At 39.2% G+C, this 18,253-nt stretch carries 15 protein-coding genes and 4 pseudogenes; 11 read left to right on the top strand and 8 right to left on the bottom strand.

Going from position 1 to position 18,253, the window contains the following annotated elements; translation table 11 throughout:
• Positions 1-13: 13 nt before the first annotated feature.
• From gyrB to dnaA, 3 genes are all read right to left on the bottom strand, one after another.
• Positions 14-2,323: a DNA topoisomerase (ATP-hydrolyzing) subunit B gene (gene gyrB, locus G6W43_RS06025; RefSeq protein ID WP_103581634.1), complete on the bottom strand. Its 2,310-nt coding sequence runs from the start codon at positions 2,321-2,323 to the stop codon at positions 14-16.
• 17 nt (positions 2,324-2,340) lie between these two features.
• Positions 2,341-3,408 carry a DNA polymerase III subunit beta gene (dnaN, locus tag G6W43_RS06030; RefSeq protein WP_021088742.1) on the bottom strand — a complete coding sequence of 356 codons (1,068 nt, stop codon included), beginning with the start codon at positions 3,406-3,408 and terminating at the stop codon, positions 2,341-2,343.
• Positions 3,409-3,561: 153 nt separating this feature from the next.
• The gene (dnaA, locus tag G6W43_RS06035; protein ID WP_002940543.1) at positions 3,562-4,872 is read right to left on the bottom strand and encodes a chromosomal replication initiator protein DnaA; all 1,311 of its coding nucleotides are present in this window, start codon (positions 4,870-4,872) and stop codon (positions 3,562-3,564) included.
• 122 nt (positions 4,873-4,994) lie between these two features.
• On the opposite strand from dnaA, the gene ruvC reads away from it, so the two are divergent.
• The 8 genes and pseudogenes from ruvC to G6W43_RS06070 all read left to right on the top strand — a co-directional run bounded on the left by ruvC (position 4,995) and on the right by G6W43_RS06070 (position 10,495).
• Positions 4,995-5,474: a crossover junction endodeoxyribonuclease RuvC gene (gene ruvC / locus G6W43_RS06040; RefSeq protein WP_149712386.1), complete on the top strand. Its 480-nt coding sequence runs from the start codon at positions 4,995-4,997 to the stop codon at positions 5,472-5,474.
• Between the two features lie 16 nt (positions 5,475-5,490).
• A complete protein-coding gene (locus G6W43_RS06045; RefSeq protein WP_194169362.1) occupies positions 5,491-6,180 on the top strand; it encodes an MOSC domain-containing protein in 690 nt (229 codons plus the stop codon).
• Positions 6,181-6,285: 105 nt separating this feature from the next.
• A pseudogene (locus G6W43_RS10865) lies at positions 6,286-7,017 on the top strand (cache domain-containing protein); the annotation flags it as partial.
• 822 nt (positions 7,018-7,839) lie between these two features.
• A pseudogene (locus G6W43_RS10870) lies at positions 7,840-8,211 on the top strand (methyl-accepting chemotaxis protein); the annotation flags it as partial.
• 106 nt (positions 8,212-8,317) lie between these two features.
• A complete protein-coding gene (gene luxS, locus G6W43_RS06055; protein WP_087583359.1) occupies positions 8,318-8,833 on the top strand; it encodes an S-ribosylhomocysteine lyase in 516 nt (171 codons plus the stop codon).
• A 1-nt stretch (position 8,834) separates the two neighbouring features.
• Positions 8,835-9,941, top strand: a complete 1,107-nt coding sequence (locus G6W43_RS06060; RefSeq protein ID WP_194169364.1) for a DNA adenine methylase — start codon at positions 8,835-8,837, stop codon at positions 9,939-9,941.
• A gap of 16 nt (positions 9,942-9,957) precedes the next feature.
• Positions 9,958-10,224, top strand: a complete 267-nt coding sequence (locus G6W43_RS06065; protein WP_103617815.1) for a hypothetical protein — start codon at positions 9,958-9,960, stop codon at positions 10,222-10,224.
• The gene (locus tag G6W43_RS06070; protein ID WP_103617814.1) at positions 10,205-10,495 is read left to right on the top strand and encodes a type II toxin-antitoxin system RelE/ParE family toxin; all 291 of its coding nucleotides are present in this window, start codon (positions 10,205-10,207) and stop codon (positions 10,493-10,495) included. Before G6W43_RS06065 ends, G6W43_RS06070 begins: the two co-directional genes overlap by 20 nt.
• Positions 10,496-10,525: 30 nt before the next feature.
• Here the strand turns inward: G6W43_RS06070 and thyX are convergent, their stop codons facing one another.
• The 5 genes from thyX to G6W43_RS06095 form a co-directional block, all read right to left on the bottom strand.
• The gene (gene thyX / locus G6W43_RS06075) at positions 10,526-11,152 is read right to left on the bottom strand and encodes an FAD-dependent thymidylate synthase (protein WP_103617813.1); all 627 of its coding nucleotides are present in this window, start codon (positions 11,150-11,152) and stop codon (positions 10,526-10,528) included.
• Positions 11,153-11,241: 89 nt separating this feature from the next.
• Entirely contained in the window at positions 11,242-13,686 is a 2,445-nt protein-coding gene (flgE, locus tag G6W43_RS06080; RefSeq protein ID WP_103573372.1) for a flagellar hook protein FlgE, read from the bottom strand.
• 87 nt (positions 13,687-13,773) lie between these two features.
• Positions 13,774-14,070, bottom strand: coding sequence for a type II toxin-antitoxin system RelE/ParE family toxin (locus tag G6W43_RS06085; protein WP_103594719.1), 297 nt, complete (start codon positions 14,068-14,070; stop codon positions 13,774-13,776).
• Position 14,071: 1 nt separating this feature from the next.
• Positions 14,072-14,323 carry a hypothetical protein gene (locus G6W43_RS06090; protein ID WP_194169365.1) on the bottom strand — a complete coding sequence of 84 codons (252 nt, stop codon included), beginning with the start codon at positions 14,321-14,323 and terminating at the stop codon, positions 14,072-14,074.
• 44 nt (positions 14,324-14,367) lie between these two features.
• A complete protein-coding gene (locus G6W43_RS06095; RefSeq protein WP_148815531.1) occupies positions 14,368-15,735 on the bottom strand; it encodes a Na+/H+ antiporter NhaC family protein in 1,368 nt (455 codons plus the stop codon).
• Positions 15,736-15,854: 119 nt separating this feature from the next.
• Between G6W43_RS06095 and pyrE the strand changes: the two genes are divergently transcribed.
• The 3 genes and pseudogenes from pyrE to G6W43_RS10880 form a co-directional block, all read left to right on the top strand.
• The gene (gene pyrE / locus G6W43_RS06100; RefSeq protein ID WP_194169366.1) at positions 15,855-16,463 is read left to right on the top strand and encodes an orotate phosphoribosyltransferase; all 609 of its coding nucleotides are present in this window, start codon (positions 15,855-15,857) and stop codon (positions 16,461-16,463) included.
• A 327-nt stretch (positions 16,464-16,790) separates the two neighbouring features.
• A pseudogene (locus G6W43_RS10875) lies at positions 16,791-17,504 on the top strand (cache domain-containing protein); the annotation flags it as partial.
• Between the two features lie 351 nt (positions 17,505-17,855).
• Positions 17,856-18,045, top strand: a pseudogene (locus G6W43_RS10880) (methyl-accepting chemotaxis protein); the annotation flags it as partial.
• Positions 18,046-18,253: the final 208 nt, after the last annotated feature.

Below are 18,253 nucleotides of genomic sequence, written 5' to 3' on the forward strand. Positions count from 1 at the left end.
ATCCTTTTTTCTTTTATATATCCAAGTGTTTAACGTCTTTTGCGTGATCTTGGATGTAGTTTCTTCTTGGCTCGACCTCATCACCCATAAAGAGATTAAACGTATCAGAAGCGCTTATAGCGTCGTTTATATCGATCTTTAAAAGTCTTCTGTTCTCAGGATTCATCGTAGTCTCCCAAAGCTGCTCAGGGTTCATCTCACCAAGACCTTTGTAGCGCTGGATATATGCACCTTTTTTCGCATTTTTCTCTACTTCATCAAGCACGTCTATAACGTCGCTATGCAAGTCTAGACCGCGCTCTTTTATCTTTTGGCTGATGTAAAGCGCCTCTTCGTAGAGTGGATTTGTAAATAAATTTTCATTTACCACAAGCTCTTCTAGGCCGCTTTCAGTTTGGACATAAATTCTAACCTCATCTTCGCTAACGTAGTGGTTTAGGATGTTGTGACCCTCAGCTTTTAAGAAGTCTCTTAAAATTTCAAAAATTTCATTGTAGCTTTTTGAGACGATGTCTGGATTTTCTATCATATAGCGGATCGCTGAAAGGACGTTAAAGCGTTTTTCAAGCTCTTTTAAGACGCTTCTATAAGCTGCAACGATCTTTAAAAAGTCGATGAGATCCGCACTGCCGATACCCTCTATATCAACGCCCTCGATTCCAGTTTCGATAAGAAATTCGTTTAGTGCCTTTTCATCTTTTAGATAAATTTCTTTCTTACCTTTTTTATAGCGGTAAAGTGGCGGCTGAGCTAGGTAAATGTGGCCGTTTTCTACAACTTTATTTAAAAATCTAAAGAAGAATGTTAAAAGCAGCGTCTGGATGTGGCTACCATCGACATCGGCGTCGGTCATGATGATGATCTTATGATATCTAAGCTTTTCAGCGTCAAATTCATCTCCGATACCACATCCTAGCGCTGTTATCATATTTTTTATCTCATCAGATTTTAAAATTTTATCTAGTCTTGCCTTTTCAACGTTTAGAATTTTACCCTTAAGCGGCAATATCGCTTGAAAAACTCTATCACGTCCTTGCTTTGCAGAACCGCCCGCAGAGTCGCCCTCCACTAGGTATAGCTCGCTGATAACTGGGTCTTTGCTCTGGCAGTCAGCTAGTTTGCCAGGGAGTGTGCCTACACTCATGCTCTCTTTTTTGCGAGTTAGATCCCTAGCTTTTTTAGCAGCTTCCCTACCACGAGCTGCCATTAGAGCTTTATCCATTATCGCTCTTGCTTCGATAGGATTTTCTTCAAAATACTTTGTAAGCACGTCAAAAACCATCTTTTGAACGATAGGTTTTACGTAGCTTGAGCCTAGTTTGCCCTTTGTTTGTCCCTCAAACTGCGGCTCTGGCACTTTTACGCTCACAACTGCGATAAGTCCCTCACGGATATCTTCGCCAGTTATCTTTGTATCTTTTTCACGTGCAGCAGCGTTTGCTTGAACGTAGTTTGTGATAACTCTTGTAAGACCCGCTCTAAAGCCAGCTTCGTGCGTACCGCCATCTGGAGTTTTGATGTTATTTACAAAGCTTAGTAAATTTTCACTATAAGTGTCGTTGTAAAGCAGTGCAAAATCAACCATAACATCATCTTCGCCGCCGCTAAATGAGACTGCTTTGCTGACAGCATTTGCCTTGTTCATATCAGTTACAAAGCTCTCTAACCCACCTTCAAAGTGAAAGCTCTCGCTTCTGCCATTTCTTTGATCTTTAAAATTTATAGTTATCTTTGGGTTTAGATATGCTAGCTCGCGAAATCTTTTTACTAAAATTTCATCGTCAAATTCAGTCACTTCAAATATACTGTCATCTGGCCAAAACTCGACTTGCGTACCTGTGCGGTTTGTAGTTTTTATCACTTCAAGATCGCTTTGAGGGATACCTTTTGCAAATTCTTGTCTGTGAAGCTTGCCATCGCGTTTGATATTTACGACTAGCTTTTTAGAAAGGGCATTTACGACAGATACACCAACGCCGTGAAGACCGCCAGAGACCTTATATGTGTCCTTGTCAAATTTACCACCGGCGTGAAGCACAGTTAGAACAACAGTCGCAGCTGAAATTTTCTCAGTCGGGTGCATATCTACTGGGATACCACGGCCATTATCGCTAATGATCGCTGAGCCCTCACGTGTAAGCTCAACATCTATCGTATCGCAGTATCCTGCCATCGCTTCGTCGATAGAGTTATCAACGACTTCGTAGATCATGTGGTGAAGACCGCTTATGTTAGTATCACCTATATACATGCCTGGGCGCTTCCTGACCGCCTCAAGCCCTTTTAGTACTTTAATATTTTCTGCGCCGTAATTATTTTCCATCATAAACCTTTTTTAACTTATATATTTAATGGACTTATAACCGTTAGAAGCTCTTTTGAGCTAACAACGAAAGGTAAATTTTTATCTTTAAATCCAAACTCAAATTTCTCATCTTCTATGCTTTGTAAGAAGTCTATTAAATTTCTATTTTTTACATTTATGCTGATATCTTCTTCAAGTCCAGTTTGAAATTCTATCATCGTTTTTGCTTCAGAGTTATCCTCTATGATGCTCTCAAATGTGATGCTCTCTTTTGAAAAAGTTATCTTCATCTGATCACTTAGCATAGAAATAGTCTTGATACCCTCAACCATCTTATCTCTGCTTAGCTCAAATCTTATAGCAATATCTTTTGGTATAACGCGCTCATAGTCAGGGAATTTACCATTTATCAGTTTTGTGAAAAACTCAAAATTTTGGCTTTGAGCGATGAGGACGTTTTCATCATAATAAATTTCTATCTTGTCGAAAAATAGCTTTTGAATTTCATTTATCGCCTTTTTAGGGATGATCAGTGAAAACTCATTGCTAGCTTCATTTGCAAATTTAAATACAGCTAGCCTTTTTGTATCGGTGCCTACTATATTTATATAGTTTTGTTTTATATCTAGTAAGGCGCCATTTAGCTCAAATTTAGGGTTGTTACTATCGATGCAAGGTAAAATTTTCTTTAAGCTTCTGCCTAGCATTATGGCGTCTATGTCAAATTTAGCCTTGCCTTCTATCGTTGGAAACTCTGGGAAGTCTTCAAATTTATACATTGGAAGTTTGTATTTTGAGTTTTTTTGCTTGATGTAAAGATAGTTATTAACAGTTTCAAGCGTTACCTCTTCATCTTTTAGACTTTTGATAATATCAAGTAGCTTTTTACCATTTGCAGTCGCATAGCCCTCATCAACGATCTTTGCGTTACTTAGTTTATATGCTAGTCCTATCTCATGATCAGTCGCTTTTATGTTTAAAACTCCATCTTTTGCAGAGATATAGATGTGAGAAGTTATAGCACTAAGATCTCTTTTTTCGAGATATGGATTAGTGTTTGTTACTATGCTCTCAAGCATGTTTTTGTTTATTAAAACCTTCATTAAATACTCCCTCTTATTTTTAATTTTCTTTTTGTTGTATTAGTTGGTAGCGTGAAAGTGTGAAAACCATCTTTTCTCACGCCAGCATCGTTATTTAAAATGTGAAAAGAATTTTTCATTTCTTCACATTTATTCACGAATTTCATTCTATTTTTATCCTTTTGTTAAAATTTTGTTCTTTATCTCAGTCACTCTGAGGTTGAAAATTTCGTTGCTCTCCATGAGCTCGTTTATCTTTTTTATATTGTGACTAACGGCGCTATGGTCTTTCATACCAAAATAGTTTGCGATTTGTGGCATTGAATTTGTAGTGAGCATCTTCGCAAGGTAGATGATGATGCGTCTAGCCTCGACGATGTTTTGCACTCTTGACTTGCTTTTTATGTCGCTTGGTTTGATGTTTAGCTCTTTGCTAACGATCTCTATAATGGTCTCTAAATTTATATTTTCATGCTTCTCTTTGATGAGATCTTTTAGTGTATTTTTAGCAAATTCAAGCGTTATCTCAACTCTCATCAAGCTTGCATAGGCGTTTAAATTTATGATAGCACCCTCGATCTCACGGATATTATCGCCCATGTTTGTAGCGATGTAGTCGATCACTTCTTTGTTTAGATAAATTTTGTCAAATTCACACTTTTTGATGATGATAGCTATCTTTGTATCAAGCTCAGGCGGCGTTATATCAGCCATTATGCTTTGTTCAAACCTAGACTTTAGCCTCTCATCAAAGCCTTTTAGTATCTTTGCAGGGCGGTCTGAGGTCATGACGATCTGACCTTTTTTGGCGATGAGCTCGTTAAAGGTGTTGAAAAACTCCTCTTGAATTTTATCGGTCTTGCCAAGAAACTGCACGTCGTCTATTAGTAAAACATCGCAGTTTCGGTATTTCTCACGAAATTTAGTCATCGAGTGGCTATTTAGATGCGTGGTAAAATCAATCATAAACTGATCGCTCGTCACGCAGATAACGACCTTGCCTTGATCTAGGCAATAATTACCAACTGATTGAAGCAAGTGCGTCTTGCCAAGGCCAGTTGTGCCATAGATAAAAAGTGGGTTGTAAAGCACGCCAGGCTTGTCTGCGACTGCTTTTGCGTTTAGAAATGCAAACTGATTTGAGTCGCCGCAGACAAAATTTTCAAATGTATATCCAGGGTTTAAAATGCTACTTTGCGCCTTGATCTGCTTTACATTTACTTGGTTTTGCTTTATGTTTTTTAGCTTTGTTTGGCTAGTTATCTCGACTTCTGGCTTTTTGCCGGTTTTTACTTCGTAAAGGTAGGCGATCTTTTCAGCGTATCTAGTTTTTATAAATTTAGCCATCAACTCACTCGTGGCGTTAAAAACTATAAAATCTTCGTTTGAAGCCTTTTCGTTAAATTTTAATTGTTTGATGTAGCAGTCAAATTCATTAGCGGATATTTTTGTCTGTAAAAGCTCTAAAATCTCGTCTGCTAGCAAATTTAAACCCTTTTGAAGTAATTAATTTTATTAGCGATTTTATCTTAAATTTAATAAAACCTTTGTTAAACTCCGACAAACTTTTTCACGCCGTGAAAAAGTCGTGAAAAAGTATTGAAAAGATTGTGATGAAAATTTTAGGAATCGATCCAGGCACGAAAAATTGCGGTTACGCGGTACTTGAAAAGAGTAAATTTAAAACTACTCTTCTTGAAGCTGGGCTTATAAAGATAAAGCCAAATACGCTTCAATACCAAATAACAGAGCTTTGCGAGGGGCTTGATCTCATCTTTAAAAACCATAAATTTGATGAGGTCGCGATAGAGGACATCTTCTTTGCCTACAACCCAAAAACGGTCTTAAAGCTAGCTCAGTTTCGCGGGGCACTTAGTCTTAAAATTTTGCAGCTACATGGGGATTTTGCCGAGTATACGCCACTTCAGGTAAAAAAAACGGTCACTGGCAAGGCAAAGGCTGACAAAGAGCAGGTGGCATTTATGGTGAAGAAAATTTTAGGCATAAATAAAGAGATAAAACCGCTTGATATCACCGATGCTATCGCGATCGCGCTAACTCATGCGAATAATTTAAGAATAAACTAAATTTGATAGGAAAAATATGGCAACACTAAAAGCTTTACTAATAGGAGATGTGAAAAACTACGGCTCGCAAAATGCGACTGATAAGCTAAATTTACCTTGGAGCTCAGCTATTTTTAAAGTGGCTCAAAATGGCGAAATTTTCGCAAATGAGCTTGGCTTTGAGGGCGATAGCGTCGCTGATACGAAGCACCATGGTGGCCCTGAAAAGGCTGTTTTTGCAAATTCATTTGCAAACTACGCCGAGTGGGAGAAATTTTTAGGATTAAAAAACATGGCTTATGGGGCGATGGGGGAGAATTTATGCGTTGATGGGCTTGATGAGAGCTGCGTTTATGTGGGCGATATCCATAAGGTAGGCTCGCTTGTGCTTCAAGTCTCGCAGCCTAGAAAGCCATGCTTTAAGCTTTCAAAAAGATGGGGCAATGAAAATATGGCTACTCACATCTTTAAAACAGGCCTTACTGGCTGGTACTACCGCGTCCTTACGCCAGGCTCATGCAAAGCAGGCGACGTGATAGAGGTTATAGAAAGTGACCCAGTTCATATGAGCATTTTAGAGATAAACAGACTCTTTTACGCGCCAAGTGAAAATTTAAATTTACTTGAGAAATTTAACGCCCTCACTACTCTTACAAATGGTTGGCATGATGATATGAAAAGACGCATCGAGGGAATTTACAGCACCGAATTTATGAGAACACTATAAACATTTATACTTTTGCTCCGATTTTGTTTTTCAAATGGATTTCAAACAAAATTTAAAGGAGCAGAGGTGTTTCGTTCTATCACAAATAAGATAGCGCTCGCCTTGATGATCTTACTCATCATCTCGTTTTGCGCTATCTCGGCGGTTAGTTATTTTACTTCAAAGGACAAGATCGTTGAGCTTGTCAGTGGCAAAGAGGATCAGGTTCTCAAAGATATAAAGAGTGTTGCAAACACTTTTTTTGATGAAAATTTAGAGCATATCAAGAAAATTTCATCAGTCGTTGAAGGCGCTCAAAGTGGCGATGAGATAATGAACTTTGTCTTATCAGAAAAAAAGGTCGCAAACTCTGCGGTGAAATATGTCTATTACGGCGATGAGGATGGACACTTCTTTCAGTCAGACGGCAAAAGAACAACCGTAGCTGATAACTACGACCCAAGAACTAGAGGCTGGTATAAGAGCACAAAAGAGAAAAATAAAGAAATTTATACCGAGCCAAGGGTCACTTCTACAAATGATCTTGTTATGAGTTTTACTGCTCCTGTTACTAAAAATGGTAAATTTGTTGGCGTTGCTGGCATAGATGTGGATGTAAAGAAAGTTAGCGACAAGATCATCGAGATAGGCAACACTGGCGATGGCGGATATGCTTATGTGATGAGAAAAGATGGCACTATGCTCTTTTCTGACGTAGCTTCAGAGGTTGGCACTATCTTACCAGCTACAAAGGTCGTCTCAGAAAAATATGCCAATAAAGAATTTGACGAAAATGGTCTGATCTCATATAAAAACTCTAAAAACCAAGATGTAACGGCTAAAATTTTGCCTATCAACGATGATGGCTGGCTTGCAACCGTTGCCATAGGTGCGGATACCTTTTCAAACCACACTATGCCTATCTTAAAAGCTCAGCTAATGCTTGCAGTGCTCTTTATAGTCATACTCTCAGCTATTGTTTTCGTGCTACTAAAACGCTCACTTAAACCTATCGGAGTTATCCAAGAGAAGCTCTCTGATACATTTAAATTTATCACTTACGAGAGCAGCACCGCCCCAAGCAAGCTAGATATCCACACGACTGATGAATTTGGCGTGATGAGTGAAGAGATAAATAAAAATATCGACAAAGTCATAGCTGGCATCAAGAAAGATAACACCATGCTTGAAGAGCTAAATGTAGCTGCAAATAACATGATAAGAGGAAATTTAGGCGTCAAACTAAGTGAGAATCCAAACAACCCATCGCTTATCAAGCTAAAAGATCTGCTAAATACCTTCTTTAGCTCTATCAGTCAAAATTTAGGCAGCGTCATAAATATCCTAAAAGCCTACTCAAATAATGACTACACCGCTAAGATCGAGTTAAGAGATGACATAGAGGCTGATCTAAAAGCTATGATAGTTGGCATAAATAATGCAGGTGACGCTATAAGCGCTATGCTAAATAGCAACCTAAATCAAGCTCAAATTTTAGAAGAAAAAGCAACTATGCTTGCTGAGTCTATGAGAAATTTAACTGATGGTGCTAGCAAACAAGCTGACTCTATCCAAGAGAGCGCGGCTGCGGTTGAGCAGATGAGTAGCTCGATGAATGCTATCTCACAAAAGACAGGAGATGTCATAAGACAAAGTGAAGAGATCAAAAACATCATCGTCATCATCCGTGACATCGCTGATCAGACAAATTTACTAGCTCTAAATGCCGCCATAGAAGCAGCAAGGGCTGGCGAGCACGGACGTGGCTTTGCGGTCGTGGCTGATGAGGTTAGAAAACTAGCTGAGCGCACACAAAAAAGTCTAGGCGAGATCGAGGCAAATACAAATGTCCTTGCTCAGTCAATCAACGAGATGAGCGAATCTATAAAAGAGCAAGCTGAGGGCATAAATATGATAAATAGAAGTGTTGCTCAGATAGATAACGTCACAAAAGAAAATAGAAGCGTTGTTAGTAACACAAATGACGTAACTAGCGAGATAGACGGCATGGCGAAGGTCATACTAACAGACGTTAGAAAAAATAAATTTTAATATCTCAAACTATTAAAATATTACCAGGCTCATGTAAATTTACGTGGGCCTTTAAATTTTTAAATCTTTTTTACGCTAAAATTACCAAAAATTTAAAGGAGAATATATGCCACTACTTGATAGTTTTTGCGTAGATCATGTAAAGATGAAAGCCCCAGGAGTTAGACTAGCAAAGAGTATGAAGACCCCAAAAGGCGATGATATCAGCGTTTTTGACTTGAGATTTTGCAAGCCAAATGAAGAAATTTTGCCAGAAAAGGGCACTCACACTTTAGAGCACCTATTTGCTGGCTTTATGAGAAACCATCTAAATGGCAACGGCGTAGAAATCATAGACATCTCGCCTATGGGTTGCAGGACTGGCTTTTATATGAGCGTGATCGGCACACCTAGCGAAGAAGCTGTAAAAAAGGCATGGCTTGCTTCGATGAAAGATATCTTAGAGGTCAAAGATCAAGACAATATCCCAGAGCTAAATAAATTTCAATGCGGCACTTACAAGATGCACTCACTTGATGAGGCGCACGCCATAGCAAAGAAAATTCTAGATCACGGCCTAGTCATCATAAACAATGACGAGATCAAGCTTGACGTTGATGCTATGGGACTAAAAAAGCACTGATTTGAAACCAGCAAAACAAGAAAATCAAGCCTATCTAAAAGAGCAAATTTTAACCTATCTTGGTAACAAACGCTCTCTTTTAGGCTTTATCGAGCGAGGCGTAAAATACGCAAAAGACGAGCTTAAAAAAGAGAAGCTTAGCTGCTGCGACCTCTTTAGTGGAAGCGGCGTAGTGGCTAGGTTTTTAAAACAAAATAGCGAATTTCTAGTCGCAAACGACTTGGAGCTTTATAGCCTCATCACAAACTCATGCTACTTGCAAAACGCCACAAATGAGCTAAGAGATGAGATAAATTTCTGGCAAAAAAAGCTTGAAAAAGAGATAGAAGAAAACCTTTCTGAGGGCTTTATAACAAGGCTTTATGCCCCACAAGATGACGAAAATATCGCTTGGGGCGAGCGGGTCTTTTACACGAAAAAAAATGCCAAATTTATTGACACCGCAAGAAGGCTCATAGATGAGATATTGCCAGCTGAAATGAGAAAATTTTTCATAGCTCCACTACTTTATAACGCAAGCGTGCATGCAAATACGAGTGGAATTTTTAAAGGTTTTCATAAAAATAAAGAGGGCATCGGTCAGTTTGGTGGCAGGGGGCAAAATGCCATCTCAAGGATCACTTCTGATATAAATTTGACTAAGCCTATTTTTTCAAATTTTAGCGTGCCATTTGAGGTCTATCAAAAGGACGCAAATTTACTGGCAAAAGAGCTTGATGGGCTTGATCTAGTCTATCTTGACCCACCTTATAATCAGCATCCATACGGCTCAAACTACTTCATGCTAAATCTCATCGCAAGCTATGAAGAGCCAAGTAAAATTTCAAAAGTCTCAGGCATCGCAAAGGACTGGAACAGGTCAGTTTTTAATAAAAAATCATCAGCAAGCGAGGCATTTTTCGAGCTGATAGCAAATTTAAAGGCTAAATTTGTGCTCATCTCGTTTAACTCAGAGGGCTTTATCAACCAAGATGAATTTGACAAAAACCTAAATAAAATGGGCAAAGTTCATCTACTTCGCCAAAAGTATAACGCCTACCGCGGCAGCAGAAATTTAAAAGCTAGAAACATCCACGTAGACGAGCTTCTTTACGTTTTAAAAAAGTAAATTTAAAGGATATAAGATGACAACTACAATTTTTAAAGGTGATATAACGCCTCAGATAGCCCAAATTTTACAAGATGCCTACGAAGCTATAAAAAAGATCGACCCTCAGTTTAAGATGGAAAATGATGGATATAGACTTTGCAAAGAGGATGCAAAATATCTAAAAGATGTAGCCTTTAAGGCTAAAAATAGTGAGCTTGAATGTGTTGAAGAAGATGAATTTAAAAGCCATAAAAGAGAGTTGCTCATAGGACTTGGTGCAAATGAGAGTAAAATTTTCTAATGAATTTGAGCAAGCTACTAATAAGATCACTAAATTTATAGCTAAAGATAGTGTTGAGAAGGCGGTACTTTTTTACAATGATCTGATAACAAAGATCGAAGAGATAAAATATATGCCGTATCGTTTTCGTAAAAATTTAGATATAAACGATGATGATGTTAGAGACTTGATATTTCATGGTTATGTTGTTCCATTTTATATCGATAAAGAAAAAGAGACTATAACTATACTTTTGATCTACAAAGAGAATTTACCAAGCATAAAATTTTAGTTCTTTCTCTTTATTTAACTACTTTTAATTTTAACCCTCCTCTTCTGGCAAGCACTTCTCAAAGATAAATTTATGCTCATTTGGCAAGGCGTCGTAGATAGCATTTGCTAAATTTCTTATCTCCCAAAGGGCTGATTTTGAGCTTCTTAGAGAGATGAAATTTTGCAAGCTTCTAGCATTTATGCTCCATGTAAGCTCGGTTTTATAGCACTCTGGCAAGCAGTATTTAACTATATCAAGGCTTTTTGTAGTTGAGGCTAAAATTTCACGTAAATTTTCAAGCGCTTTTATGCTCGCGTTATCGACCATTTCGTCATTTGTTAGCACGATAAATTTAGCCGCACGCTCAAACTGCCCTACTTCAAATTTCTCCTCTTTTTTTAGCTCTTTTAGCGTGTAGCGGGTTGATTTGACGCTTAGGCTTGCCAATCGGTGGCGGGCTAGCTCTTGAAGTAGTGCGCGCGAGATGCCTTGGATGTAGAAGTTGTAGTAAAGATGCTCTAGCGTTGAAGCGTGTTTAAATTTATTACCCACCCTATCTATCAGCTCGACGTCTTTTTCGCCGCCATTATCGCCTTTTTCAAAGCTTTGCCAGCATGTGCGGATCGCGTGAGAGCAGATATTTAGTGGAGTGTGATTTAGTAGTGTTACTTGCATATTTTCTCTTTTTGTGAAATTTTTTAGCATTTTACAAAAAGAAGGCTGATTTTATTTGTAAATTTAAAAGGGAGCGAGCGCCCCCTTTATTATTGTTTTAGTTGAAGAAGTGTGTTTAACATCTCATCGCTTGTTGTGATCGTTTTTGAGTTTGCTTGAAAGCCTCTTTGGATGACGATAAGATCTGTTAGCGCACGGCTTAGATCGACATTACTAGCTTCTAGTTTTGAAGCTGCGATCGTTCCTTTATCGCCAGTGCCTGCTGCGCCGATGACTGCTTCGCCTGAGTTTGCAGTTTGTGAAAAGACGTTTCCGCCCTCACTTTGAAGACCCTCGTTGTTTGTAAAGCTAGCAAGTGCCACTTGAGCTAGACCAAAGCTTTGTCCGTTTGTAAATGCACCGATGATCGTACCAGTTTCGTCGATCTTTAGGTCGTTTAGTGTGCCACCTGTGTAGCCATCTTGTGAGATAGACTCAGTTGAAGAGTCTTTATCAAAGCTTGTTAGTCCGTTAAAGTCTGTTCCCAAGCCAAAATTTAAACTAACATTTTGACCACTTTGTGAGCCGTTGTTAGCTGAAAATGTTATTGTAGCTGGGTGAAAGCTAGCAAGTGAGCCGTTTGAATTAAATCTCAATGAACCAGTGACAACGTTATCTGGACCTTCACCTGTGTAGTTTATCTTAGCAGGCTCTGGCACTTGGATGATCATATTCCACTCTGTACCACCATCTGTTGTAGTGCCTGTCTTTGCCCATCTGATACTAACTGTGTGTTTTGAGCCAAGTGAGTCAAAAATTTCAGCCGTTGAGCCGTGGCTTGACATCATCATCTTACCGCTCGCTCTTAGTGCTTGACCTGGGCTTAGTGCGCCATCAAGTGCTTTCATGATGTTTGTAAAGCGAACGTTTTCATTTACTGCTGCGTTGTTTGTGCCTTGAGCTGGTTTTGTAAGACCAGTTGTAGTCATATAAAGGGCTTGATCAGCCATTTCGTTTGTAGGGTTTTCTAGTTGAAATTGACCTAGTTTATTTACAGTGATCTTTACGCCGTCGTTTGTATCATCTCCAGCTGCTGCTTGAAGTGCTGCGATACCTGCTGCGTGTTTTTGATCAGGTGTGCCTGCTGCTGCTGCATAAGCGTTGTTATATGCTAGTGCATAAGCTGGATTTGTTATAGCTGCGCCACCTGTACCTGGAGCTACCTTGTGAGCAGCAGTTGCAAGTTTTGCTGCATCAAGTGCGTCAGAATTTGCATTGATCTGACCATCGCCGTTATAATCAACGTGGTTTCTAGCATCCTCTTGCATAGCAGCGCGAAGATCTTCTGTTGTTGTTATTTGTCTTGCGATTTTGTCGTTGTTTGGATGAACAGCTGTTGTTTGTGAGCTTGTATAGACATATTGATAAGCTGTGATGATATCTTTACTAGCTAGACCGCCAACTGTGTTTCCAGCATTTACTGTTAGGTGGATGTTTTTTGTCTCTTCAGTTGTACCTGAGTTGTTTCTGTTTATAAGTGTTAGTTTGTTGCCCTCTGAAATTTCAGCTCTAACGCCAGTTTTATTGTACTGAGCGTTGATAGCAGCGGCAACGTCACTGATACTTGTCATCGTGCCAGCTTGAGTTTTGATATTTTGTCCATTTAGTGTTATATCAAGTGTAGCTGGTGGGTTGATCTGACCGATGTTTTGTGCTAGAGCGCTACCTACGCTAAATTTTTCAGTCTTAGCATTTGCGTAGCTTACCCAGATACCTTGTCCATCTCTTAGTGCAAGTCCGTTTCCAAGCTCGTCAAATGTAACACCAAGATCGACGCCACGCTCTGTTAAAATTTGCTCGTTTCTTGAGTTTGTATAAAATTCGTCGTTGTTTGTATCATTTTCGTTGTGAACTTCGTTGGCATTTAAAATTCCATCATTATTGTAGTCACGTCCGCCTGCAACTGAGTCAAGTGCATATATAGGCGTGCTTCTTTGACCGATGCTGTTACCTGAGTCAAGGTTGCCTTTTATTTTAACTTCTGTTGTCGCTCTTGCTGGAGTTGTAAGACCTTCTTTGATGACGATGTTGCTTATAGGGCCTGTTGAGTCGATAGTGCCAGTCTCGTCATCTCTAGTCCAGCCTTGAACGATATAACCGCTATTATTTACGAAGTTACCAGCCTTATCACGGACGAAATCGCCGTTTCTTGTATAGTATCTTGTTGTTCCGCCATCTGGAGAGACGACAAAGAAGCCATTTCCTTGAAGAGCAAGGTCGGTTTGCTTATCAGTGGCTGTTAGTGTGCCTTGTGAGAAAATTCTTGTAGTTGAGTTTATAGTCGTTCCTAGACCTATTTGCATAGCGTTTTGACCGCCTAGCTGACCTTGTGGAGCGGTAGCAACTCTTGGAGTTTGGCTTAGTATATCAGCAAAATTTGCTCGGTTGTATTTAAAACCATAAGTATTGACGTTTGCGATATTGTTGCCTTCTACGTCCATGGCTATCTGGTGGGCTTGTAGGCCTGAAACACCAGACCAAAGTGATCTCATCATGAGCTTATCCTTTTTCTCGTTTTAAAATTTTTATAATCTTTCTAAAGCAAAAGATGTTCCAAAATTTATATCGGCAAAAAATAATAGTTACTGAGGATATTTTAAATTTGGTAGATTGTGTTTATAGATTGATATGATAGTGATAGTCTGTTCGCCCTCATCTATGACAAATACAACAACATATCCCTTGAAGATCAAGTCTCTTACTTGGGTATCTTTCATAGTTAGATTTTCTCTGTAAGAGTATGGTCTTTCAGGGATTTTTATGATTTCATTTTTTAGACTATCGCGAAAGTTATATGCACGATCCTTGCTATCTTGTTTTATAAATTTTAATATCTCTTTTAAATTCTCTTTAAAATCATCTGTAAAAAGAATTTTCATCTTAAATTTTGCCTTCTATTACGGCATCGGTTTCAGCGATCACATCATCAAGAGTGCAATATTTAAGCTCGCCACGTCTATGCTTTGCAATCAGTTCTTTCAAATTTTGTTCATTTTCTTTATTTACGTAGTAGTCGTTATAATCTACAAATTCAACCCTTGCATGAGGGTTTATTCGTTTTATCTCTTGAAACGCTTTTTGTAAAATTTGAGTTATCTGTGGTGTCTCTTCGGCAACTAGCATACCTATCATTTTTACTCCTTACATAATTTTGGTTGTTTTTTATCTATCATAATTTATCCAAGTATCAACGCACCTACGACGCCACCGATGATTAGTGGGATATTAAAAAATATAAATGTAGGCACGCAAGTATCATATATGTGGTTGTGCTCACCATCAGCATTTAGACCGCTCGTTGGCCCAAGTGTGCTGTCGCTTGCTGGGCTTCCAGCGTCGCCTAGAGCTGCTGCTATACCAACTAGCAAGATGATAGCTGGCACGCCAAAGCCAAGGCTAAGGCAAAGTGGCACGTAGATAGAGGCTAAGATAGGGATAGTTCCAAAGCTAGTGCCTATGCCCATCGTGACTAAAAGTCCGATAAGTAGCATCAAAAATGCTCCGCCTATCTTGCCGCCAGAGACCAAGCTGGCGTATTTTACAAGCTCGTCTATACCGCCACTCTCTCTTAAAATAGTGCCATATCCTGCAGCAACAAGCATGATAAATGCGATAAAGCCCATCATAGCAAGGCCATTATCCATGATCTTATCTACTTTTTTATATTCGATACCGCCAAAAACGACCATGACCAAAAGTCCAAGTAACGCGCCAAGTGGCAAGAGCGAAGTGTAAATTTGCACGACAAAGGCGACAACCGCACCAGCTAAGACCGCCCACTCTTTTTTAGTCATCTCAAGGCTTTTTGCACGCTCGATCTCATCAAGCTCGGCTTTTTCAAATTTAGAAGTTTTATAAATCCTTTTTTTACTATAAAAAAGTATGGCTAAGATGAGCCCCACAAACATCGATGCACCGCCTATCCACATGACTGATGAGATGTCTGAGATGGTTGTGTTTATGCCGTTGTTGGCTAGCTCTTTTTTAAGGATATTGTGAAAAAGCAGACCAAAACCAACGCTAATGCTCACATAAGGCGCTTGCAGTCCAAATGTAAGAGCGCAAGCCACCGCGCGTCTATCTATGCCCATCTTATTCATAAGAGCAAGAAGTGGTGGGATCAAGATAGGTATGAAGGCTATATGAACTGGGATCAAGTTTTGAGACAAACAAGCGATAAAGGCGATGGTTAGCGTGAATATCACCTTATTTGAGCTAAGAAATTTACTCATTGCATTTATCAAAATGGCTGTTAAATTTGTATTTGCGATGGCAGCTGCAAGAGCACCTAGCAAGATGTAGCTAAGAGAGGTTTCAAGGTTGCCTTGCATGCCACTTATGAGGCTTTGCGTGGTCTCTTTTAAGGCCGTAAAAAAGCTCTCAAAACCGCTTGCCAAACCACTTTCAAATCCGCTAAAACCATGCTTATACATAACCCCAGCAACAAGCGCAGAAACGAGGATAGAAAGCAGGATGTTAAAGCGCAGCAAACATAGCACCGTCATCACCAAAATGCTAAAAACAACAGGGTTAAAGAGAAGCATGAGTGTCCTTTTTGTATGAGTGCAAGAATTATACAAGGGCGGGGCTTATTAAATTTTAAAAAGAGTGGCTTAAGTGGGTATGTGTTAAGATTTTTGGCAAATTTTAAAAGGAAAAAGCGATGGATTTAGAGAAAATTTATAAGGACGCTGGGGCATATTTAGAGGGACACTTTTTGCTAAGCAGTGGCAACCACTCGCAGTTTTATCTACAAAGTGCAAAGGTGCTTGAAGATCCTGCTCTTGCAGCAAAGCTAGCAGATGAGCTAGCCACTGTGATAGAGAAATTTGGCATTAAATTTGATAGCGTTTGTTCTCCTGCACTTGGTGGAATTTTAGCTGGCTATGAGCTAGCTCGTGCGGCGAAAAAGCGTTTTATATTTACAGAGCGCGTTGATAGAGTGATGAGCTTAAGGCGCGGCTTTGAAGTGAAAAAAGGCGAGAAATTTATAGTTTGTGAGGACATCATCACAACTGGCGGCTCAGCGCTTGAAGCAGCCCACGTGATAGAGAGCCTTGGTGGTGAGGTGGTTGGCTTTGCGGCACTTGCAAACCGCGGTTTTTGTAAGGTTGCAAATTTGGGCAATGAAGCTAAGGCAAATGCAAAACTGCCAAGCGACAAGCCATTTTTCGCTTTAGGAAATTTTGAATTTGAAATTTACGAGCCAGAGCGCTGTCCGCTTTGTAAAGGCGGTAGCAAAGCTATTAAGCCTGGAAGCAGAGGCAACTAAAATTTATAAAATTTAACACTCAAAGCTTAAAATAATATATTTGTAACTTATTCGTTATTTTGGGCTTTGAGTAAATTCTCTCATCAAATTTTCTCTTTTTTCCTTAAATTTTAAAAGTTAATTTATAATTAAGATTTGAATGTATAAAATGGCACGTAAATTTTTAGGAGATCCCAAAATGCAAGGATGTGTGCTATGAAAATATCTACAAAGATAATTCTCACTTTTGTTTTCTCAGTTTTGCTTGTCAGCTGTTTGCTCATCTTTTTAAATAGCAAATTTTCAAGCGATCTAACCCAGTTTTTCACCCATAAGTCCTACGACGAGATGGTAAATGCCAGAAAAGAAAATTTAAAAGATGACGTCGAGACGATCAATCAAATGATGCGTGAAATTTACAATGGCGGCAAAGAAAAAGGGCTAAGCGACGATGAGATAAAAAAAGAAATTTTTAGAGTCGTCTCAAAGCTAAAATTCTTTAGCGACAAGACCGGCTACATCTTCATCTACGACTACGACGGCGTTGTTTTGATGCACCCTGAAAAGCCATCTCTTGTGGGTAAAAACCTAATCGGTTTAAAAGATCCAAAAGGGCTACTTCTCATAAAAGAGCTCATCGAAAAGGCTAAACAAGGCGGCGGCTTTGTCACATTTGGCTGGGCGAAAAAAGAGGGCGAGGAGCCAGTGGAGAAGCTTGGCTATGCTGCAAATTTTGAGCCATATAAGTGGATGCTAGGAAGTGGCGTATATGTCGATGACTTGGCTGATGAGATAGAAAAGACAAAGGTCGTGCTAAACGAGCAAAATAGCCAAAATACAAAAACTTTTATCATCGCTTGCGCCCTGATCACGGTTGTTTTGATAGCTGTCGTGTTATTTATCTTAAGTAGGGCGATCATCAAACCTATAAAAAATATCGTTGCAAATTTAACCGAGATGTCAGATGAGATAAAAAGTGGCAGAGGTGATCTTACTAAAAAGCTTGAAGTTAGCGGTAAAGATGAAATTTCAAACATCAAAAGCTCAATAAATGACCTAACAAGCGAGCTAAGATCTGTTATAGAAAGTGTTAAAGGCCTAGCGCATGAGAACTCTTCTATCGCCGAGCAACTCTCTTCAACATCAGCTCAAACTACAAATTTAACCAGCAAATCTTCACTAATCGTCACAGATACGACAAACATGGCAAAAACCATGTCAGAAGAGATAAAGAGTTCATTTGAAGAGGCTAAGAAGAGCAAAGAAAATCTTGAAAGAACCTGTCTATATATAAATGAGGTCTCAAACGATGTTTTGGGGCTTAGCAAAAATGTAGATGAGGCTGCAAATAGCGAAATTTCACTCGCTAGCTCGATGAAAAGCCTAGCTGATCAAGCTAAAAATGTAAAAGATGTCTTGAATATCATCGATGACATCGCTGATCAGACAAATTTACTTGCCCTTAATGCTGCGATAGAAGCAGCACGTGCAGGAGAGCATGGACGTGGCTTTGCAGTTGTGGCTGATGAGGTTAGACAGCTAGCTGAACGCACGCAAAATAGCCTAAGCGAGATAAATGCAACTATAAATTTAATCGTTGAAGCGATCTCAAACTCAAGCCAAACCATCGGTGATAATGCCAAAAAAGCTGGTGAGCTTTGTAAAAAATCAGCCCAAATCAATGAAAAAATAGAAAATATGAACCAGCTAATGAACGAGAGCGTTAGCTTAAATGAGACCTCTACGAAGGACTATATAGAGACTGGAAATAAGGTCGAGGAGCTGATAAAAGGCATCGTAAATATTGATGA

Source organism: Campylobacter concisus (genome assembly GCF_015229965.1).
Classification (GTDB): Bacteria; Campylobacterota; Campylobacteria; order Campylobacterales; family Campylobacteraceae; genus Campylobacter_A; species Campylobacter_A concisus_BD.